Source organism: Vogesella sp. LIG4 (assembly GCF_900090205.1).
Taxonomy (GTDB): Bacteria; Pseudomonadota; Gammaproteobacteria; order Burkholderiales; family Chromobacteriaceae; genus Vogesella.
On sequence record NZ_LT607802.1, the window covers coordinates 3,910,270 to 3,931,878 of the forward strand.

The 21,609-nt window shown below is 62.1% G+C and carries 15 protein-coding genes and 2 rRNA genes (1 of these 17 only partly in view); 3 read left to right on the forward strand and 14 right to left on the reverse strand.

What is annotated here, in order from left to right; translation table 11 throughout:
* The first annotated feature begins 98 nt into the window (after positions 1-98).
* Positions 99-1,052 carry a LysR family transcriptional regulator gene (locus tag PSELUDRAFT_RS18070; RefSeq protein WP_088968141.1) on the forward strand — a complete coding sequence of 318 codons (954 nt, stop codon included), beginning with the start codon at positions 99-101 and terminating at the stop codon, positions 1,050-1,052.
* Between the two features lie 99 nt (positions 1,053-1,151).
* On the opposite strand, the gene PSELUDRAFT_RS18075 is transcribed toward PSELUDRAFT_RS18070, so the two are convergent.
* From PSELUDRAFT_RS18075 to PSELUDRAFT_RS18120, 10 genes are all read right to left on the reverse strand, one after another.
* A complete protein-coding gene (locus PSELUDRAFT_RS18075; RefSeq protein ID WP_088968142.1) occupies positions 1,152-1,919 on the reverse strand; it encodes an ABC transporter ATP-binding protein in 768 nt (255 codons plus the stop codon).
* Between the two features lie 27 nt (positions 1,920-1,946).
* Positions 1,947-2,660: an ABC transporter permease gene (locus PSELUDRAFT_RS18080; RefSeq protein ID WP_088968143.1), complete on the reverse strand. Its 714-nt coding sequence runs from the start codon at positions 2,658-2,660 to the stop codon at positions 1,947-1,949.
* Positions 2,657-3,346 (reverse strand): ABC transporter permease, encoded by a 690-nt coding sequence (locus PSELUDRAFT_RS18085; RefSeq protein ID WP_088968144.1) that lies wholly within the window; start codon positions 3,344-3,346, stop codon positions 2,657-2,659. The genes PSELUDRAFT_RS18080 and PSELUDRAFT_RS18085 overlap by 4 nt, the downstream gene beginning before the upstream one ends.
* A 129-nt stretch (positions 3,347-3,475) precedes the next feature.
* Positions 3,476-4,249, reverse strand: a complete 774-nt coding sequence (locus tag PSELUDRAFT_RS18090; protein ID WP_088968145.1) for an ABC transporter substrate-binding protein — start codon at positions 4,247-4,249, stop codon at positions 3,476-3,478.
* A gap of 557 nt (positions 4,250-4,806) precedes the next feature.
* Complete coding sequence (locus tag PSELUDRAFT_RS18095) at positions 4,807-6,288, reverse strand: aldehyde dehydrogenase family protein (protein WP_088968146.1); 1,482 nt, start codon at positions 6,286-6,288, stop codon at positions 4,807-4,809.
* A gap of 79 nt (positions 6,289-6,367) precedes the next feature.
* Complete coding sequence (locus PSELUDRAFT_RS18100; protein ID WP_088968147.1) at positions 6,368-6,721, reverse strand: cupin domain-containing protein; 354 nt, start codon at positions 6,719-6,721, stop codon at positions 6,368-6,370.
* A 32-nt stretch (positions 6,722-6,753) separates the two neighbouring features.
* The gene (locus PSELUDRAFT_RS18105; protein WP_088968148.1) at positions 6,754-8,154 is read right to left on the reverse strand and encodes an FAD-binding oxidoreductase; all 1,401 of its coding nucleotides are present in this window, start codon (positions 8,152-8,154) and stop codon (positions 6,754-6,756) included.
* 82 nt (positions 8,155-8,236) lie between these two features.
* Complete coding sequence (locus PSELUDRAFT_RS18110; protein WP_088968149.1) at positions 8,237-9,667, reverse strand: amidase; 1,431 nt, start codon at positions 9,665-9,667, stop codon at positions 8,237-8,239.
* A 16-nt stretch (positions 9,668-9,683) separates the two neighbouring features.
* The gene (locus PSELUDRAFT_RS18115) at positions 9,684-11,072 is read right to left on the reverse strand and encodes a DUF3138 family protein (RefSeq protein WP_088968150.1); all 1,389 of its coding nucleotides are present in this window, start codon (positions 11,070-11,072) and stop codon (positions 9,684-9,686) included.
* Positions 11,073-11,080: 8 nt separating this feature from the next.
* Positions 11,081-12,175, reverse strand: a complete 1,095-nt coding sequence (locus PSELUDRAFT_RS18120) for a polyamine ABC transporter substrate-binding protein (protein WP_088968151.1) — start codon at positions 12,173-12,175, stop codon at positions 11,081-11,083.
* 183 nt (positions 12,176-12,358) lie between these two features.
* On the opposite strand from PSELUDRAFT_RS18120, the gene PSELUDRAFT_RS18125 reads away from it, so the two are divergent.
* On the forward strand, positions 12,359-13,144 hold the full coding sequence (locus PSELUDRAFT_RS18125; RefSeq protein WP_157725175.1) for a LuxR C-terminal-related transcriptional regulator: 786 nt from the start codon (positions 12,359-12,361) through the stop codon (positions 13,142-13,144).
* Positions 13,145-13,253: 109 nt separating this feature from the next.
* Positions 13,254-13,481, forward strand: coding sequence for a hypothetical protein (locus PSELUDRAFT_RS18130; protein ID WP_088968573.1), 228 nt, complete (start codon positions 13,254-13,256; stop codon positions 13,479-13,481).
* 206 nt (positions 13,482-13,687) lie between these two features.
* On the opposite strand, the gene PSELUDRAFT_RS18135 is transcribed toward PSELUDRAFT_RS18130, so the two are convergent.
* The 4 genes from PSELUDRAFT_RS18135 to PSELUDRAFT_RS18150 all read right to left on the reverse strand — a co-directional run.
* Positions 13,688-14,917: a branched-chain amino acid ABC transporter substrate-binding protein gene (locus PSELUDRAFT_RS18135; RefSeq protein WP_088968153.1), complete on the reverse strand. Its 1,230-nt coding sequence runs from the start codon at positions 14,915-14,917 to the stop codon at positions 13,688-13,690.
* A gap of 120 nt (positions 14,918-15,037) precedes the next feature.
* On the reverse strand, positions 15,038-18,649 hold the full coding sequence (gene putA, locus PSELUDRAFT_RS18140; RefSeq protein ID WP_088968154.1) for a trifunctional transcriptional regulator/proline dehydrogenase/L-glutamate gamma-semialdehyde dehydrogenase: 3,612 nt from the start codon (positions 18,647-18,649) through the stop codon (positions 15,038-15,040).
* An 806-nt stretch (positions 18,650-19,455) separates the two neighbouring features.
* Positions 19,456-19,568, reverse strand: a 5S ribosomal RNA gene (gene rrf, locus PSELUDRAFT_RS18145).
* Between the two features lie 125 nt (positions 19,569-19,693).
* A 23S ribosomal RNA gene (locus PSELUDRAFT_RS18150) occupies positions 19,694-21,609 on the reverse strand (it continues 973 nt past the right edge of the window).

A 21,609-nucleotide genomic window follows, 5' to 3' on the forward strand; every position in this document is an offset into this window, starting at 1 on the left:
CTGGCTGGGGTATGCGTTTGATAGTAGAGAGCCGCCAAGCCCTTGAGGAGTCGCAGTTTTGTTATCATGAAAACCATAGGTTTACACCCTGCTCAATCATGAAACTACATCAGTTGCAGGCCCTGGTGGCCGTGGCCGACAACGGCAGCATTCGCGCCGCCGCGCGCCAGCTCGGGCTGTCGCAGACGGCGGTAGCCAAGGCTTTGCGCGAGCTGGAAGGGGAAAAGCAGGTAGCGCTGCTGATTCGCTACCCCAACGGGGTCAGCTTTACCGAGTACGGCCAGACGCTGCTGGTGCACGCGCGGCTGATACTGGCGCAGATGGGCCGGGCCGAGGCCGAGCTGGACAGCCTGCGCGGGCGCAAGGACGGCCGCCTGGTGATAGGCGTTACACCGCTGGTGGCGCTGACTTTCCTGACCGGCGCCATTGGCAGCTTCCGCGCCCGCCACCCCGGGGTACAGCTGGAGATCTACGAGGGCTTGATGGCGGTTACCCTGCCGCAGCTGCGCAGCGGCAAGATGGATTTCGCCATCGGCCCGTTCATCGGCGCCCTGCCACCGCAGGAGTTCGATTGCGAGCCGCTGCTCGCGTTTGAAGATGTGGTGATCGCCAACCGCAACCACCCCAAGATAGCCTGCCGCTCGCTGCACGAACTGCAGGGGCAGGACTGGGTCATCAACTATGTGCCGGCCAGCCACGACGATCTGATGCACAACCTGTTCTGGCAGCACGGTTTCCACCCGGACAGCCAGCACATCGTGTGCGCGCAATCGGTGACCCTGCTCATCGAGTTGATACGCAACGGCGGCATGCTCAGCTTCTGCCCGGCGCCGATGCTCGTCACCGAGCCATTTCGCGACTGGGTGCAGCCGCTGGCGCTGCAGGAACGCTTCACCCCCTACCGCATGGGCATTGTCAGGCGGCGTGACATGCCGAGCAGCGCGCTGGCGCAAAGCTTCATCGACTGCCTGCTGCAGGAAATACGCCGCCGCGCGCGCTCGGCGCGTGCGGAAGACAGCCAGCTGTTCGAGCGCTGCTCGCTGCTGATCTGATCCTGTCGGCCGCGCTTGCGGCCAACGTTGGCCGCAAGCAAATAAAAACGGCACCGGAATATTCCGGTGCCGTCTGCTATTGCCAGCAGGCCGAGCGGCTTACTTCAGGCTGCCCGACAGGAACTGCGCCAGACGTTCGCTCTTCGGCGTCACCAGCACTTCTTTCGGGTTGCCCTGCTCTTCAATACGGCCCTGGTGCAGGAAGATCACGTGGTTGGACACCTCGCGGGCGAAGCCCATTTCGTGGGTCACCACGATCATGGTGCGGCCTTCCTCGGCCAGCGACTGCATCACCTTCAGCACTTCGCCCACCAGTTCCGGATCCAGCGCCGAGGTCGGCTCATCGAACAGCATCACTTCCGGCTCCATCGCCAGCGCACGGGCAATTGCCACGCGCTGCTGCTGGCCGCCGGACAGGTGCGACGGGTATTTGTCCTCCACCGATTGCGCCAGGCCAACCTTGGCCAGGTACTTGCGGGCGCGAATCTCGGCCTCGTCGCGGCTGATGCCCAGTACGTGCACCGGTGCCTCGATGATGTTTTCCAGCACCGTCATGTGTGCCCACAGGTTGAAGTGCTGGAACACCATGGACAGCTTGGTGCGCATCTTCTGCAGCTGCTTGGGGTCGGCCACGCGCAGCGCGCCCTTCTTGTCCTTCTCGGTGCGGATTTCCTCGGCATTCACTTCGATGCGGCCGGCACACGGCTGCTCCAGGAAGTTGATGCAACGCAGGAAGGTACTCTTGCCGGAGCCGGAGGAGCCGATAATGCTGATTACATCGCCACCCTTGGCTTTCAGCGAAACGCCCTTCAGCACTTCGTGATCGCCGTATTTCTTGTGCAGATCGTCAACAGTCAGTTTGTACATGTGTGTGTTCTTTCCAAATACGGCAACTCAGTGCGACTGAGGTTTCAGGAAGGCGAGCCAGCGGTTTTCGAAGCGACGGAACAGCCATACCAGGCCGAACACGATCACGGCATACAGCACGGCGGCGATGCCGAAAGCGTAGAACGAGGCGTAGGTAGCCGAGTTCACGTCACGGGCAACCTTCAGGATGTCCGGCACGGTGGCGGTGAAAGCCAGCGTGGTGGAGTGCAGCATCAGGATCACTTCGTTGCTGTAGGCCGGCAGCGCGCGACGCAGTGCCGATGGCAGGATGATGCGGCGGTACAGCGCAAAACCGGACATGCCGTAGGCACGTGCTGCCTCGATCTCGCCATAGGCGGTGGCGCGGATGGCGCCGGCGAAGATCTCGGTGGTGTAGGCGCAGGTGTTCAGCGCAAACGCCAGCAGTGCACAGTTGAAGCCTTCACGGAAGAAGGTATCCAGCATCGGCGTGCCGCGTACCACTTCCAGGCTGTAGACGCCGGTGTAGAGGATCAGCAGCTGCACGTACAGCGGGGTGCCGCGGAACACATAGGTGTAGAACCATACCGGGCCGCGAATCCAGGCCTTCTTGGAAACACGCGCCACCGACAGCGGAATGGACATCAGGAAGCCGATGGCGATGGAGCCCACCAGCAGCCACAGCGTCATTGCCACACCGGTCAGATGGTGACCGTCACTCCACAGATAGGCGCGCCAGTATTCCTGCAAGATATCGTTCATAGTTCAGCCTTTCTGACGCCGGCGGAGTAACGATGCTCCAGCCATACCAGGGCACCGTTGGAAATGGTGGTGATGATCAGGTAAATCATGCCGGCCACAATGCTGAAGTAGAACATCTGCATGGTGCCCTTGCCTGCGTCCTGGGTGGCTTTCACCACGTCGGACAGGCCGATGATGGATACCAGCGCGGTGGCCTTGATGATCACCTGCCAGTTGTTGCCGATACCCGGCAAGGCAAAACGCATCATCTGCGGGAACAGAATGCGGTGAAACACCTGCCAGGCGCTCAGGCCGTAGGCGGTAGCCGCCTCGATCTGACCGCGCGGCACCGACTGGAAGGCGCCACGGAAGGTTTCGGTGAAGTAGGCGCCATAGATGAAGCCCAGGGTGACAACGCCCGCCAGGAAGGGGTCGATATCGATCTGGTCCATCTGCAGCGCTTCGGTAACCTGGTTCAGCAGGATCTGCAGGCTGTAGAACAGCAGCAGCATGATGACCAGATCGGGAACACTACGAATGAGGGTGGTGTAACCAGTGGCCACACTGCGCAGGAAACGGTTGCTGGAGAGTTTGGAACTCGCCCCGAGCAGACCGATTATCACCGCCGCCAGCATGGACAGTAACGCGAGTTTGACCGTCATCCACGAACCGGTGGCGATCAGAGAGCCGTAGCCTTCTAAAAACATTGCATATCTCCTTCCCTACACGGATAACTCGGCAAACGCCGGTCATCTTCTTATGCGGGTGTACTTCAAGCGACAGGCGTGCCGACCCTTCCTCGCGGAAGGGCGGGCACTATACCAGCTTAGACGGGGTTAATCGTAGATATTGAAGGAGAAGTACTTCTTGGCCAGACGGTCGTAGGTACCGTCCTTGTGCAGAGCGCCGATCGCCTTGTTGATCTGGTCGCGCAGGTCGTTATCTTCCTTGCGCAGGCCGATGCCCACGCCCACGCCCAGGGTCTTCACGTCTTTCACGTCCGGACCGGCGAAGGCGAAGTTCTTGCCACGCGGGGTCTGCAGGAAGCCGATGTCAGCCTGTACGGCGTCCTGGAAGGCAGCGTCCAGACGGCCGGAGGACAGGTCAACCAGCACCAGATCCTGGTTCTGGTACGGAACCACGGTCACGCCCTTCGGCTCCCAGTAGGTCTTGGCGTAGGTTTCCTGGGTGGTGCCCTGCTCCACACCCACGCGCTTGCCCTTCAGCGACTCGGCGGTCGGCATCAGGTTGGCGCCCTTCTTGGCAACCATGCGGCTCGGGGAGTTGTACAGCTTGGCGGAGAAGGCGATTTCCTGCGCGCGCTTCTCGGTTACCGACATGGAGGACAGTACGCCGTCGAACTTCTTGGCCTTCAGTGCCGGGATCATGCCGTCAAAGTCGTTTTCCACCCATTCGCACTTGGCCTTCAGCTTTTCGCAGATGGCGCTGCCCAGATCGATGTCGAAGCCGATCAGTTTGCCGTCGGCAGACTTGGATTCGAACGGAGCATAGCTAGGGTCCACGCCGAAACGGATGACTTTCCAGTCCTTGGCGAAAGCGCCGGTGGAGGCCAGAGCCAGAACGACTGCAGTGATGGCGAATTTCTTCATTGATATTTCTCCATAGAAATATTTTTTGATGGGCTTTGGGTTGGCGGCATGACACCTAGCGGTATATGTCATCCAAAGCTGTGATCCCGAAGGAACACTTTGCCTCGACTCTTTGGCGAAGTCACAAAATGTATATACAAATTTAGGGGAGAACGCCGCCAACGGCAACGCGTTTATAAACAAACTGTTCAATCAGCGCCAGCACCGGGCAAATTAACCGTTGGGCATTTCCATGGCACCACCCACGCCTCAGCCATTCGTCATTTTGTTAACGTGCATTAATCCATTAATAATCAACAAGATAAATACAGCAACCACGGGATAACCCGCATTGCTGCAGGTGCAAAAATGCCCTGTAACGAACTGTTGTGGTTTATCTACGACAAGCCGGAAAACACGCCCGTTTCACTTCCCCTCGCCGCCGGAGGCCCTTGCTGCAACAGCAAGATCCGCTGCCGCAACGACAGAAACGGCTTGCGGGTGTACATGGCAAACATGCACCAGGTACACCCGCAAGCCCAAGACTGGGTAACCGAGGTTGGATCGCCTGCCCGGCGTCAGTGCTGATACCAGCCCAGCACGCCCGGCTGCAGGTTGATGTTCACCTGCTTCACCTGCTGGTACTCCTGCAGGCCGTTCACCCCCAGGTCGCGGCCATAGCCGCTCATCTTGTAGCCACCCCACGGTGCCTCATTAAAGGTGGGGTTGTAGCAGTTCACCCAGGTCACCCCGGCGCGAATCTCGCGGATCACGCGCAGCGCCCGTGCGCCATCGCTGGTGAACACACCGCCGGCCAGGCCGTACGGTGTGTCGTTGGCCATGGCGATGGCTTCGGCTTCGGTGCGGAAGGTCTGCACCGCCACCACCGGGCCAAACACCTCCTCGCGCACCAGGTCCATGTCGCGGCGGCAGTTGTCGAACACGGTTGGCCGCACGAAGTAGCCCCTGGCGCACTCGCCCTCGGTGTAGCGCTCGCCGCCGCACACCAACCGCGCACCCTGCTGCTTCGCTCGTTCGATATGCGCCAGGATCTTGTCCATCTGCCCTTGCGACACGATGGCGCCCATGTCCGGGTCGTCCAGGCCGTTGCCGATGGTCATGGCGTTGGCGCGCTCGGCCAGGCGGGCGACGAAGGCATCCTTGATGCTCTCTTCGATCAGGATGCGCGAGCCGGCGGAGCACACCTCGCCCTGGTTGAAGAACACGCCGATCATTGCCCATTCCACCGCGCCTTCCAGGTCGGCATCGGCAAAGATGATGTTGGGTGACTTGCCGCCCAGCTCCAGCCCCACCTTCTTGAGGTTGCCCACCGCCGCGCTGGCGATCAGCTGGCCGGTACGGGTGCTACCGGTGAAGGTCACCATGTCCACGTCGTGGCTCTCCGCCAGCAGCTGGCCGGCGGCCGGCCCGGTGCCCAGCACCAGGTTGGCGGTACCGGCAGGCAGGCCGGCCGCATGCAGGATCTCGAACAGCACCACGGCCGACAGCGGTGTCAGCTCGCTGGGCTTGAACACCACGCAGTTGCCAGCCGCCAGCGCCGGCGCCAGCTTCCAGGTGGCCATCAGCAGCGGGTAGTTCCACGGCGTGATCAGCCCGCACACGCCTATCGGCTCGTGCATGCTGTAGGCGTGCATCGGGCCGAAGGCATCGCTGACCTCGTACACCCCGCCCTGCGGCACGCTGATCAGCCCGGCGTAGTAGCGGAAGCAGGCGGCGGCATCGTCCACGTCGCCGCGCGCCTCGCGCAGCGGCTTGCCGTTGTCCAGGCAATCCAGCCGCGCCAGTTCGTCGGCGCGCGCCTTGATGCCATCGGCCACGCGGTGCAGCAGCTCCGCCCGCCGCGGTGCGGCCATGCGCCGCCATTCACCCTTGCCGTAGAACGCCGCGTGGGCGGCGGCAATCGCCTGGCGGGTATCTTCCGCCGTGCTGTCGGCCACGCGGGCGATCACCTCGCCGTTGGCCGGGTTGATCACGTCGCGGCTGGCACCGCCCAGCGCCAGCTGCCATTCACCGTTGATGTAGTTTTTGCGGATTTCCATTGTGTTCTCCTCCGTGCCGCTTGCTGTAGGGGTGAAGCTTTCAGGTTGCTGGCTCGCACAATGCTGCGCGAGCGGGCATTCAGGCGATATACACCTTGCGCAGCGTCTGGCGTACTGTCCAGGTGGTCGCCGTGCCGGCGCGCAGGTGGCCGACGCTGCCGGCCGACAGCTGCAGCTCCGGCGAACCATCGGCAAAACTCACCGTGGCATCGCCGAACAGCACGATGAAGAATTCGTCGCTCTCCACATCGGTACTGATGCTGGGCGACATCTCCCATACGCCGATATTGCAACCGCCCAGGCTGCCCAGCAGCGCGGTGCCGACGCGCGGCTGGCCGGCAATGGTCTGCGCCGCCGGCAAATCGTGATAGTCCAGCGCCAGGCTGGCAGCGGCCAGGCAATGGTTGGCCAGCAGCAGGTTTTGCTCTTGCATGAGATATTCCAGTTCAAAGAGGTGGTGACAGCTCAGGAGTCAAAGCCCAAACCCAGGGCATCCATGGTCCGCAACATCAGATTGCGCTTGCCGTGGTTGTGGTCGGCGCGGTTCAGCGACCAGCGCGTGGCCTGCACCGCGACATAGGTCAGCGGCTCCGGCGGGAACGGCATCGGCATCTCGCGCACCATGCGCAAACGGGTGCGCTCGGTATCCAGCCCGGCCAGCTTGTCCAGCAGCACGTTGGCCGCAAAGCGGGTGGCGCCTACCCCCAGGCCGGTAAAGCCGGCGGCGTAGGCCACCTTGCCGCCATGCGCCTGCGCATAGAAAGCACAGAAGCGGGTGGAGGTATCGATGGCGCCGGCCCAGCGGTGGGTAAAGCGCAGCCCTTCCAGTTGCGGGAAGGTGGTAAAGAAATGGCTGGCCAGCAGCTCGAAGCTGGCCGCTCGCTCCTCGTACTGCTCCTCGATGCGGCCGCCGAAGTTGTAGATGGCATCGTAGCCGCCGAACAGGATGCGGTTGTCGCGGCTCAGCCGGTAGTAATGGAACTGGTTGCCCATGTCGGCAAGGCCCTGGCGGTTGCGCCAGCCCACTGCGGCCAACTGCGCCGGGCTCAGCGGCTCGCTCATCAGCACGTAGTCGTATACCGGGATGGTGTGCCATCGATAGCGGCGCAGCAGCGAGGGAAAGGCATTGGTCGCCAAAATCACCTGCTGCGCGACCACCCGCCCGCCGGCGGTGTGCAACGCCACCTGCCTGCCCGACGAACGCAGCCGCTCCACCCGCGACTGCTCGTGGATTTCCACCCCCAGCTCGCGGGCAACACGGGTCAGCCCTGCGGCCAACTTGCCCGGGTGCAGCATGGCGGTGCCGTCGCGGTCCCAGTGCCCGGCAAGGAAGGTGGGCGATGCCACCTCGGCACGCACCTCGTCGGCGGACAGGCAGCCTTCATCCTGCAGCAGCTCGGCCTGGTACGGTTCCACCGCCACCACCATCACCCCGCTGCGCTCGAAATCGCAGTCGATGCCGTAGCGCTGCAGCGTGGCCTCGATCTCGTCCAGGTTTTGACGCCCCAGCGCCTCCAGCTGCTCGAATTCCTCCGGCCAGCGGCTCATGCCGTTTTCCTCGCCGTGGGTGATGCTGGCCTCGCAGAAGCCGCCGTTGCGGCTGGAGGCGGCCCCGCCGCACTGCCCGGCTTCCAGCAGCAGCACGCGGCGCTGCGGCTCGCGCTCCTTGGCCAGAATGGCCGCCCACAAGCCCAGGTAGCCGCCGCCGACAATGGCCAGCTCGGTAGTCACCTCGCCCTGCAGCGGCGCAAAGCCGGCACGGCTCGGCACGTCGTCCAGCCAGAAGGAGCGGTTGATGGAGCCGGCCAGGGCCGACTGGATGACGCTCTTTTGCGGGGCGTGCCGCTCGAAAACGGTTTGAAGCATGGGGCGGTGGATTCCTGTAACGCATGAAGCTCGAAAAACCGCCGGCCAGGCGAACGCCGGGCCAGCGGTGTTGGTGCCTTCCTCAAGCGAACTCGGGGAACACCTGCCGGTACAGCCCGTGCCGGGCCGCCTGCGAGTGATTGTAGGCTACCTGGAAAGCTACCTCGTCCTGGTATGACGGCGCAATGATCTGCATGCCGGTAGGCACGCCGCTGTGCGCGCGGCCGGTGGGCACCGACAGCGCCGGGTAGCGGCCCAGCAGGTTGAACGGCGGGGTGGCCGCCCAGCCCAGGTAGCTGTCCAGCGCCACGCCGTTCACCTGCAGCTGCGGCTGTTGCGTCGGGTCCATATCGGCCTCGATCTCGGTGGTGAAGGTCGTCGGGCAGATGAAGGCACGGTAGCCCTGCCCCCACACCTTCTGCTGCATCTCGCGGTGCAGGCTGCTGGCCAGCTCCGCCGATTTCATCACCGAATTGGACTTGCCGCGGTAGTCGCGCCACAGGTGCTGCATATAGCTGGTGAGCTTATCGTAGGCGGAGTCCGGCAGCTCGCGCAGGTATTCGTCGAAGTAGATGCCGAAGATGCCTTCCATCAGCACCTTGGACAGCGCAAGCAGATCCCACTCGATATCCACCTTTTCCACCACCGCGCCGCGGCCGCGCAGCCCTTCCAGCGCCTGCTCCAGATTGTGCTGCACGTCCGGGCACACCGCCGGGCTGCCCAGGCTGGGGTGGTAGGCGATCTTCCAGCCGCTCAGGTCGTCGTAGCGGTCCGGCAGCGGCTGGTACGGCATGCCGTTGTAGCTGGCCGGGTGCGGGCCGGCGATGATGTTCTGCATCAGCACCATGTCTTCGAAGGTACGCGCCAGCGGGCCTTCGGCGGCAAAGGCGAACAGTTCCTCGCCCGGGCCGCTGGCCAGGCGGCCGAACGGCGGCTTGTAGCCATACAGGCCCTGGAATGCCGCCGGCAGTCGGGTGGAACCGCCCATGTCGCTGCCGGTAGCCAGCGGCGCCACACCGGCCGCCACTGCCGCGGCGCTGCCGCCGCTGGAGCCGCCGCAGGTATAGCGCAGGTTCCACGGGTTGCGCGTTACGCCCCAGCGCCGGCTCCAGGTCTGCCCCAGGCAGCAGAATTCCGGGTTGGTGGCCTGGGCGTGCAGGATGGCGCCGGCGTCCAGCAACTTGTCTATCATCGGGTGGTTTTCGTCCGGCACGTAGTCGTCCAGCACCAGCGAGCCCACCGTGTTCGGCCAACCTGCCACCGCGGTTTCCTCCTTCACTACCACCGGAATGCCTTCCAGCGGACGGGCGGTGCCATCGCGGTAGCGCTGTTCCGCTTCACGCGCCCTGGCAATGGCCTCGTCGGCGCGGATGGCGGTGGTGGCGTTTACATTCACCTGCTGCTTGTGCGCGGCTTCCAGCACGGCCTGCATCAGGGTCACCGGCGACAGGCTGCCATTGCGGAAACGGCGCAGTGCCTCGGTGGCGGACATATAACAAAGCGTTTGATTCATTTCAGTATTCCGGAAGTTAAAAACTGTAGACCGCCTGGGCGCTCAGCACATCGTTATGCTTGCTGGTGGTGCCGTCGGCGCGTTCGAAGCTGCGTACGCTGGAGATGTCATGCCGCGCTTCCAGCTTCAGTTGCAGCTGGTCGGTCGGGTAGAACAGCAGCGCGGCGGTAATGTCCTGACGCACCGCGCCCTTGCAGCCGCTCGGGTCCAGCGCATAGCAGGCCGGGTCCACGCCGAAGCCGTTGATCGGGTCGTTGCCGTTGGCACTCAGGCCGATGCTGGGGTTGCCGCCACCGTTCTTGCTGTTGTTCAGGTAGTCGTAGCGCACGGTCCAGCCCATGCGCCCCAGTGCGGCGGTCTCGAACTTGTGGTGCTTCAGCAGCGAGAAACCCCACCACTGCGCGCGGCCGCCGTTGAGCGCGCTGTACTCGGCACTGCCGTAGTCGAACTGCGCGGCGCTGATGTCGTCGAGCTGGGTGTTGCTGATGTCCACCTCGGTGTAGGCCACGCGGCCGAAGTTCGGCGTGCTGCCGGTGTAGTTGCCGCTGGTGCCGCGCGCCAGATAGCCATACCAGCCGATGTCGATGTTGTTGGTGAGCATGTTGTCCACGCGCCAGCTCAGCGACGGGGTACGGTTGGCCGCATTGTTCACCTGCGACGCCTGGCTGCGCCCGGCCTCGTTGCCCAGCATGGCCTTCACGCTCCAGGCACCCTGCACCCAGGACGCGCCGGCACCCACGATATTGCTGGGCTCGCTGAAGTCGTACAGCAGGTTGTGGGTGATGTTCACCGTCTGGTTGCTGGCGGCGTACTCGTAGCCGGCCCAGGACGGAATATCGCCGGCAAACACCTGCCAGTGCTCATCCAGCGGCACTACCGCCTGCGCCGAGTTGAGGATGCTCATATTGCCGTTGCCATTGCTGTCCAGCGAGGAATACACCCCGGCGCCACGGTCCGGCATGATGGTGATATCCACGTACGGCGCCAGCGGGCCGCTGCCGAAGGTTTTCTTGATGTCCAGGTAGACATCGCCCAGGTTGGAGGTGTCGTAGTTGTAGCTCTGGCTGCGGTTGGCAAACACGAACGACGCCGACTTGCGCCCCAGGTTGCTGCTGTACAGCGGGTCGATGTAGCCGCTGATGCTCAGGCCGGCAATCGGGCCGTTCTGCGCATCCTCGGACAGCTTGTCCACCTTCATCGCCGTGGCGCTCACCTGCTGCGTCAGCGCCTCGTCACTGTCCTGCCGTGCGGTGACCGACTGTTGCAACGCGGTTTTCAGGCTGTCGATCTCACGCTGCATCGCCTCCAGCCGCTGCTGCATCTCCTGCATGCCCGGCTGGGCCTCTGCGGCCAACGTCAGCAGCGGTGCCGCCCCGATCAGGCCGGCCAAAAGTGTTTTCTTCATGATTTCCCCTAGCGTCCGCTCTTGAAGCCCGACCACAACCGGTTCATCAGCCGCAGCAGGTCCGGCGAAAAGCCGCTGACGGCACTGAGGTTGCTGCGCTGCACTTCCGACGGGTTCACCGCCGGGTCGTTGCGGATCGCCGGCCTCACCAGGTCATTGGCCGCCTTGTTGGCGCTGAGATAGAAAATGGCGTTGCTGATCTCGGCATGCACCTGCGGTGTCTCGATGTAGTTCAGCCACTTGTAGGCGGCGTCCAGGTGTGGCGCCTCCTTGGGGATCACCATCACGTCGAACCAGATCACCGAGCCTTCCTTGGGCACCACGTATTCGATCTGGTCGCTGCGCTTGCTTTCCTTGGCGCTCAGCCGCGCCTGCAGCACATCGCCGGACCAGCCCAGCGCCAGGCAGATGTCGCCCAGCGCCAGGTCGCTGACATAGCTGCTGGAGTTGATCTGGGTGATGTAGGGGCGGATCTGGCGCAGCTGGGCAAAGGCATCCTGCACATCCTGCGTGGTGGCGTGCGACGGGTCCTTGTGCTGGTACTTGAGCATGGCGGCCACCACGTCGGCCGGCGATTCCAGCAGGCCGATGCCGCATTGCTTGAGCTTGGACGAGTACTTGGGATCGAACAGCAGCGCCCAGCTGTCCAGCGGCGCCGACGCGCCGAGGATCTGCTTCACCTTGGTCACGTTGATGGCCAGGCCGCTAGTGCCCCAGGCCCAGGGAATGGCGTACTGGTTGCCCGGGTCCACCACCTCCAGCTGCTTCATCAGGCCCTTGTCGAGCTTGTCCCAGTTGGGCAGCTTCGACTTGTCCAGCTTCTGGTACAGCCCGGCCTGCAGCTGGTTGCGCAGAAAGCCGGACGACGGCACCGCCACATCCAGGCTGGACTTGCCCACCAGCAGCTTGGTCTGCAGCGTTTCCTCGCTGTCGAACGGGTCGAAGTTGACCTTGATGCCGGTCTGCTTCTCGAAGTTGGCAAAGGTATCCTTGGCGGCGTAATCCGCCCAGTTGGCAAAGTTCAGCGTGCCACTATGCGCCAGGCTGGAGGCCAGGCCACAGCCGAGCAACAGCATTGCACCGGCCAGTCTGCGGTACTGCATGGTGTTTTCTCCTCTTGTTGTGCGGGTGAAAACATTCTGCGCAGCAGCCGCCGCCGCGGCTGTCCTCCAACGGGGGGACAAAACCCAACGACACCGCAGCTAAATAGGGCTTGCCGGAATGGTGCTGCCGGCGGCACCATCCGCCGCTACCACTGCCAGCGCATACATGAACAAGGGAGAGACATGGCCAGCCTGCAACTACCTGTAGACACGGCGGCCCGCCTGGTAAGCCAGCTGGGCAACAGCGGCTTTCCCCTGGCGCTATGGGACTGGATCAACACCCTGCTGCCCATCGGCCACCTGTCCTCGGTGCGCTACAACCAGCCGGCCGCCGGGCAACAGGTGGAATCGGTGGACTGGCTGTTCTCGCGCGGCTACAACGACCAGCGCATCGTGGAGCAGGCACTGACCAGCTACCTCTCCCGCCACTGGCGGCAGGACCCGCTGTTGGCGCATGTGGAACAGTTGCTGGACCCGCAACTGGTGCTGATCCGCAACAGCGACATCACCGCCGACGACTACGCCATGGACGGTTTCAACCAGCCGCAGGTGATAGAGGAATGCAACCTGCTCGGCCGCTCGGCCGATGGCGTCTACGTGCTGGCGGTATACCGCCAGATCGGCCAGACGCCGTTCACCCTGGAAGAGCTGTCGCTGCTGCGGCAGCTGGGCGAGCTGATCGTGCCGCTGGTGGTGCAGCACGCCCGGCTCACCGTCTCCACCCAGCGCTCGCAAACCCAGGCGCTGACCTATCTGTTCGACCGCCGCCTGGCTACCGAAGGCATACGGCTATCGCCGCGCGAGCTGTCCATCTGCCACTGCCTGCTGCTGGGGCTGTCCAGCAGCCGCATCGCGGAGCAACTGGCCGTGCGCCCCTCCAGCGTGAAAACCTATGTCGAACGCGCCTTCCTCAAACTGGGCGTGAGCAGCCGCGCCGAGCTGTACGCCTGGAGCCTGCAGTACGCCTGAGCGGCTGCGCACCACGCCTGGCACCGGCTGTCACGACATAACCCTTCACACAAGTGGCATGGCACCGCCGGCCACGTCGGCTACCATCAAGGAGAAGGAGGGAGAGATCATGAAATGCTGGACCTACGACACCCAATACGGCCCCTTCGAGATCGTGCCGCTCGATGGCAGCTACCACATCATGCATGAGGGCGAAGCGCTGGGCGCCTACCCGAAACCGGAAGACGCCGCCCGGGCACTGGCCACCGGAGAAACCAGCTGGCCGCCATTCGGCAACCCGCAAGACCTGGGCATACCGGCCGAGCTGGCGCAGTGGCACTGCCGGCTGCTGGTTTAGCTGATATCCGCCGCTGATCGCACAAAAAGGTTGGCCGCAAGCTGTACGGGCTTGCGGCCAACCTTTTTCATCACCCCAGCCCCGCAGATACCGTGCTGGAGGCCAAACAGCCAGGACCGTATCGACGATGGCAAAGCACGCATCGTGCACAAACAAAAAGCCCGGCATTGCTGCCGGGCTTTGCTTGGCGACGGGTGTCGCGGGAATTACTGGGCTGCGGAAGCAGCGGCCGGGGCAGCAGCGCCGCCACCAACGGTTTCCATCACGGTCCACTGACCGTTCTGTACCTTGTACACGGTGATGCCGCCGTCTTTCAGGTCGCCCTTCGCGTCGTAGGCCCAGTTGGAGGAGGTCACGCCATCCTTGTATTCCATCTTGGCCAGTACCGGCATGTATTTTGCCGGGTCGGCGGAGTTGGCCTGCTTCATGGCGGCGATCAGCACGCGGGTAGCGTCGTAGCCGTACGGAGAGTAGGTAGCTACGTCCATCTTGAAGCGTGCCTTGTAGCGGGCAGCGTAGTCGTTACCCTTCGGCATCTTGTCCAGCGGCAGGCCAGCCAGCGAGGCGATGGTGCCTTCGGCTTCCTTGCCAGCCAGTTGCAGGAAGTTCGGGGTCTTGGTCATTTCGCCGGAGATCAGCGGAGCCTTCAGACCCAGGCGCTTCATCTGCTTGGCCATCGGGGCGGACTGCGCATCGGCGCCACCGTAGAACACCACGTCCGGGGATACCGACTTGATGGAGGTCAGGATGGCAGCGAAGTCGGTAGCCTTGTCGTTGGTGAATTCACGCTTCAGCACCTGACCACCGGCAGCCTTGACGGCCTTCTCGAATTCGTCGGCCAGACCCTGACCGTAAGCGGTGCGGTCGTCGACGATAACGATCTTCTTGGCGTTCAGCTTGTCCACCACGAACTTGCCCATTACCGAACCCTGCTGGGTGTCGGAGGTCATGGAGCGGAAGGTGTTCTTGAAGCCCTGGGTGGTGAATACCGGGGAAGTCGCCATGGCGATCATCGGGATGCCGGCGTCGGAGTAGATCTTGGAGGCCGGGATGGCGCAACCGGAGTTGAAGTGGCCGATGATGCCGGCAACCTTGTTGTCGACAAACTTCTGAGCCATCTGGGTAGCGGTCTTCGGGTCAGCCTGGTCATCTTCGGCGACCAGTTCGAAGCTCACCGGCTTGCCGTCGATGGTCGGCTTCTCGGCGTTGGCATCTTCGATTGCCAGGGTCACGCCGTTCTTGTATTCCTCGCCGTAGTGAGCCTGCGGGCCGGTCAGCGGTGCAGCAAAGCCGATCTTGATGGCGCTACCGGTAGCGGCGGCAGCCGGGGCGGAGGCGGCGCCTGCAGCCGGGGCTTCCTGCTTCTGGCTGCAGCCGGCGATAGCCAGGGCGGCGGTAACTGCAAGGGATACGCTAGTCAGTTTGTTCAGTCGCATGTCGTTTATCTTCTCTATTTGTGTCAGGTTTTGCTCAGGCCAATGGATTTTGTCGATTGGCGAACGTTTACAACAAGGCAGGCGCATTATTTCAATGCAGCCCGCCCCGCGCAAGTCCAATCAGTCTCCAATGCTCATCAGACTCGCATTACCGCCAGCAGCCGTGGTATTCACGCTAATGGCGCGTTCCACTACCAGTCGGTGCAGGTTGTAACCACCCTGCTCGACCAGCAACAGCGGAATCAGGGCGCCGTCGCGGCGGGCCAGCGTCTGGCGCAGCTGCTCGGCATCCGGGCCGGCATACAGCACGGCGGTCACATCGGCAGCTTCCACCTTGTCGGCCAGCTGCACTGCGCTCTTGAGCTGTGCGGCCAACTGCTGGGCAGCGGCGTTGTCCTGCAGCAGCACGCGGTTGCCGGTGGCAAAGGCGGCAGCCACCTGCATCACCAGCGCTTCCAGGTTGTCGGCCCAGCAGGCCACCAGGCCGCGTGGTGCAAACAGCAGGGTGTTCAGTTCGCCAGTGGGGCCCGGCAGGTTGGCCGCATGGTTCAGCGGCGAGTGGCGGCGTGCCGCGGCAATCACTTCCTGCAGATGCTTGCGCGCACCGTCATCCAGCTTCAGCTTGGGCAGTGCGGCCTGCAACTGATCCAGCGCGCTGAAATCCACCGCATCCGGGCTGGCATCCAGCTTGGCGTCCCAGCTGCCGCCGGTCAGGCGGTACAGGTAGAGCGGGCCACCGGCTTTCGGGCCGGTACCGGACTTGCCTTCGCCACCGAACGGCTGCACACCCACCACCGCGCCAACGATGTTGCGGTTCACGTAGACGTTGCCCACCTTGACGTTGCTGGTGATGGCATCGATGGTTTCGTCGATGCGGCTGTGAATGCCGTGGGTCAGGCCGTAGCCGGTACTGTTGATCTCGGCCACCACCTGGTCGATCTGGCTGGCTTCAAAGCGGATCACGTGCAGTACCGGGCCGAATACCTCGCGCTCCAGCAGGCGGATGCTGTCGATCTCGAACAGGGTCGGCGCCACGTAGGTACCGCCGGCGCACTCTTCGCTCAGCGTGGCCTGGTACATGCTGCGGGCGCGGCCCTTCAGGCCGTCGATATGGCGCAGCAGGTTGCCCTGCGCTTCGGCGTCGATCACCGGGCCGATGTCGGTATCGAAACGCGCCGGGTTGCCCACACGCATCTCGTCCATGGCGCCCTTGATCATGGTCACCACCTTGTCGGCGATGTCGTTCTGCAGGTACAGCACGCGCAGTGCCGAGCAACGCTGGCCGGCGGAATCGAAAGCGGACGACAGTACGTCGGTCACCACCTGCTCCGGCAGCGCCGAGCTGTCCACGATCATGGCGTTCTGGCCACCGGTTTCGGCGATCAGCGGTACTTCTTCGCCACGGCCGGACAGCGCGCGGTTGATGATCTGCGCCACTTCGGTGGAGCCGGTGAAGATCACGCCCTTGATGCGCGCATCGGTAGTCAGCGCGGCGCCGACCACTTCGCCGCGGCCCGGCAGGAACTGCAGCACGTCGCGCGGTACGCCGGCTTCGTGCAGCAGGCGGATGGCGTAGCCGGCGATCAGCGCGGTCTGCTCGGCCGGCTTGGCCAGCACCACGTTACCGGCGGCCAGCGAGGCGGTTACCTCGCCGATGAAGATGGCCAGCGGGAAGTTCCACGGGCTGATACATACCACCGGGCCCAGCGCCGGGTTGCGCTGGTTGTCGAATTCGGCACGCACGTGGGCGGCGTAGTAGCGGCAGAAGTCCACCGCTTCGCGCACTTCGGCGATGGCGTTGTTCAGGGTCTTGCCGGCTTCGCGCACCGCCAGGCCCATCAGGGTCGGCATGTGCTCTTCCATCAGGTCGGCCATGCGGTCCAGGCACTGCGCACGCTTGGCCGGCTCGGTAGCGGCCCACAGCGGTGCGGCGCGCACGGCGGCCTGCAGCGCCACTTCCACGTCCTCGCGGCTGGCTTCCTGCACCTGGCCGACGATGTCGGCCAGGTTGGCCGGGTTGCGCACCGGCTGCGGGCTGTCCACTGCCACGTCACGCTCGGCCAGCAGCGGCACGGCCTGCCACTGCTGCGTTTCGGAAGCCTGCAGTGATTTTTCCAGCGACTGCAGCACGTGCTCGTTGGCCAGATCCACACCCTTGGAGTTCTTGCGTTCGCTACCGTACAGCGCTACCGGCAGCGCGATCTTGCTGTGCGGCAGGCCGCCATGGCGGTCCGCCTCGGCCACCGGATCTTCCACCAGTTCCTCGATCGACACGCTCTCGTCCACGATGCGGTTCACGAACGAGGAGTTGGCGCCGTTTTCCAGCAGGCGGCGTACCAGGTAGGCCAGCAGGGTTTCGTGCGACCCCACCGGCGCGTAGATGCGGCACGGCTTGTCCAGCTTGTCCTTGCCCACCACCTGGTCGTACAGGGTCTCGCCCATGCCGTGCAGGCACTGGAATTCGTAGTCCTTGCCCTCGGCCAGGTGGTAGACCGCGGCCAGGGTGTAGGCGTTATGCGAGGCAAACTGCGGGTAGATGGCGTCCTGTGCGGCCAACAGGCGCTTGGCGCAGGCGATGTAGGACACGTCGGTGTATACCTTGCGGGTGTACACCGGGTAGCCCGGCAGGCCATCCACCTGGGCGCGCTTGATCTCGGCATCCCAGTAGGCGCCCTTCACCAGGCGCACCATGAAGCGGTGCTTGCTGCGGCGCGCCAGGTCGATCAGGTAATCGATCACGTACGGGCAGCGCTTCTGGTAAGCCTGCACCACGATGCCGATACCTTCGAAACCGTCCAGGTCCGGGTCGTTGGCCAGTGCTTCCACCAGGTCCATGGAGATTTCCAGGCGGTCGGCTTCCTCGGCATCGATATTCAGGCCGATGTTGTACTGCTTGGCCAGCATGAACAGCTGCTTCAGGCGCGGCAGCAGCTCGCTCATCATGCGCTCGTGCTTCATGCGGGCGTAGCGCGGGTGAATGGCGGACAGCTTCACCGAAATGCCCGGGCCACTGTAGATACCGCGGCCGTTGGATTCCTTGCCAATGGCGTGGATGGCAACCACGTAGTCATTCAGGTAACGCTGTGCGTCAGCCTCGGTCATCGCCGCCTCGCCCAGCATGTCGTAGCTGAAACGGTAGCCGCGGGCTTCGCGCTCGCGGCCGTTGGCCAGCGCTTCCCCGATGGTTTCGCCGGTCACGAACTGCTTGCCCAGCATGCGCATCGACAGATCCACACCCTTGCGGATCAGCGGCTCGCCACCCTTGGCGATCATGCGGGTCAGCGCCGACGACAGGCCCTGCGCACTGTGCGAAGAAACCAGCTTGCCGGTAATCAGCAGGCCCCAGGCGGCAGCGTTCACGAACAGCGAGGAGCTGTTGCCCAGGTGGGCTTTCCAGTCGCCACCGGAAATCTTGTCGCGGATCAGCTTGTCGGCGGTTTCGCGGTCCGGAATGCGCAGCAGCGCCTCGGCCAGACACATCAGTGCAATGCCTTCCTGGCTGGACAGGGTGAACTCATGCATCAGGGCATCCACACCACTGGATTTGGTGCGTTCGCGGCGAACCTGGGTAACCAGCTTGCTGGCCAGCGCCTTGATCGAGGCCACCTGCGCCTCCGGCATGGCCGCCTGCTCCATCATGGTGGCAACACATTCGCGTTCATCACGACGGTAGGCTGCGGTAATCGCGTCACGAAGCGCGGCTTGCTCGCGCGCAAAGGCCTGAAATTGCATGAGTAGCTTCTCCATTGTTCCAACAGCTCGATCTGACTATTGTATACAAAATATAAACTACGTACAGCCAAATCAGAGGACAATCCAGAATAGAAGCCAGCGAAGCAAGCGCAAGGAAGGAAATTGCAACAGTAGGCTATCGATAACCGGCAAAACATGACATTTGCACGGCAAACGGCAAGCTGCAATGCAACTGCCCCACTACCTGCATCGCACCAGCAACACACTGCAAGCGGTAATGTCGCCAGGCCGACACAAGGCCGCTGTTTTATTACATGGCCATTTATTCAATAACCATGCGGTATTGACGATTTCGGCTTATTGAGAAATATTTTCCCGCCGTAATGGCTTGCAGGCGGTACCGCATTAATCCATAACGGCAATAAGTGGACCCGGAATCAATATTGCAACGGCAAATTCAGCAGCAACAGCATAAACAGCCAGCACGTAAACACATGGTTGAAACAAAGCGGCGAGCGGGACAACTGCCGGCATTGCAGGGAATATCGGCAGAAACGGTGAATGTGACACAGGGGAGCCGTGGGGGCGGCTTGTCACACACCATGCCCCGGCTTCACGCAAAGTAAATCCCGGCTCGATCGGGCCGGGATTTACTTAATCCGGTAAACAGTTTTACAGGCGAATTGAATAGTAAATCGTGCAGAAATCGCCTGCGGCCAACGTTGGCCGCAAGGTGGGGGGGTGAGGTCGTCAGGCTGGGAGCGCGGGCGGCGGGGTAGATGCTGGCACACGCCGCAAAGCACAAAGCCCAGCTTGATTTCTCAAGCTGGGCTTTCTGTGGGGGAGTCTGGCGGTGTCCTACTTTCACACGGGTATCCGCACTATCATCGGCGCTGAGGCGTTTCACGGTCCTGTTCGGAATGGGAAGGCGTGGGACCACCTCGCTATGGCCACCAGACATAAACTGTCATCAAACTGTCGAAGCCTTACCAAGCAATCTTTCTTTGCTTGGCCGGTAGAATCTTGTATCTCGCACACACCCTATTTGTTGTCACTTCGCTTGCGCAAAGCACCTCAAATGATAGAGTCAAGCCTCACGAGCAATTAGTATCGGTTAGCTTCACGCCTCACAGCGCTTCCACACCCGACCTATCAACGTCCTGGTCTCGAACGACTCTTCAGGGACCTCAAGGGTCCAGGGAAGTCTCATCTTCAGGCAAGTTTCCCGCTTAGATGCTTTCAGCGGTTATCTCTTCCGAACTTAGCTACCCGGCGATGCGACTGGCGTCACAACCGGTACACCAGAGGTTCGTCCACTCCGGTCCTCTCGTACTAGGAGCAGCCCCCGTCAAACTTCCAACGCCCACTGCAGATAGGGACCAAACTGTCTCACGACGTTTTGAACCCAGCTCACGTACCACTTTAAATGGCGAACAGCCATACCCTTGGGACCGGCTACAGCCCCAGGATGTGATGAGCCGACATCGAGGTGCCAAACTCCGCCGTCGATGTGAACTCTTGGGCGGAATCAGCCTGTTATCCCCGGAGTACCTTTTATCCGTTGAGCGATGGCCCTTCCATTCAGAACCACCGGATCACTATGTCCTGCTTTCGCACCTGCTCGACTTGTCGGTCTCGCAGTTAAGCTACCTTTTGCCATTGCACTATCAGCACGATTTCCGACCGTACCTAGGTAACCTTCGAACTCCTCCGTTACACTTTGGGAGGAGACCGCCCCAGTCAAACTGCCTACCATGCACTGTTCCCGATCCGGATCACGGACCAAGGTTAGAACCTCAAACACACCAGGGTGGTATTTCAAGGACGGCTCCATACGATCTAGCGACCGTACTTCATAGCCTCCCACCTATCCTACACAAGCCTGTTCAAAGTCCAATGCAAAGCTACAGTAAAGGTTCACGGGGTCTTTCCGTCTAGCAGCGGGTAGATTGCATCTTCACAAACATTTCAACTTCGCTGAGTCTCAGGAGGAGACAGTGTGGCCATCGTTACGCCATTCGTGCGGGTCGGAACTTACCCGACAAGGAATTTCGCTACCTTAGGACCGTTATAGTTACGGCCGCCGTTTACTGGGACTTCAATCAAGAGCTTGCACCCCATCATTTAATCTTCCAGCACCGGGCAGGCGTCACTCCGTATACGTCCACTTTCGTGTTGGCACAGAGCTGTGTTTTTGTTAAACAGTCGCAGCCACCTATTCTCTGCGACCCCTTCGCCCTTCGGATGTTCTCCTACAAGCTACCGGGGCACACCTTCTCCCGAAGTTACGGTGTCAATTTGCCGAGTTCCTTCTCCTGAGTTCTCTCAAGCGCCTTAGAATTCTCATCCTGCCCACCTGTGTCGGTTTGCGGTACGGTTCTCGTATAGCTGAAGCTTAGTGGCTTTTCCTGGAAGCGTGGTATCAGTCACTTCAGGTCCGTAGACCCTCGTCATCACTTCTCGGTGTTGAATGAAAGGGCGGATTTGCCTACCCTAACCACCTACCGGCTTAAACGACCTATTCCAACAGGCCGCTGACCTAACCTTCTCCGTCCCCACATCGCACTATACGAAAGTACGGGAATATTCACCCGTTTCCCATCGACTACGCTTTTCAGCCTCGCCTTAGGGGCCGACTCACCCTACGCCGATGAACGTTGCGTAGGAAACCTTGGGCTTTCGGCGAGCGGGCTTTTCACCCGCTTTATCGCTACTCATGTCAGCATTCGCACTTCTGATATCTCCAGCATGCCTCTCGACACACCTTCACAGACCTACAGAACGCTCCCCTACCACGCGCCTTACGGCGCATCCGCAGCTTCGGTTATCAGTTTGAGCCCCGTTACATCTTCCGCGCAGGACGACTCGACCAGTGAGCTATTACGCTTTCTTTAAATGATGGCTGCTTCTAAGCCAACATCCTGGCTGTCTAGGCCTTCCCACCTCGTTTACCACTTAACTGATCATTTGGGACCTTAGCTGGCGGTCTGGGTTGTTTC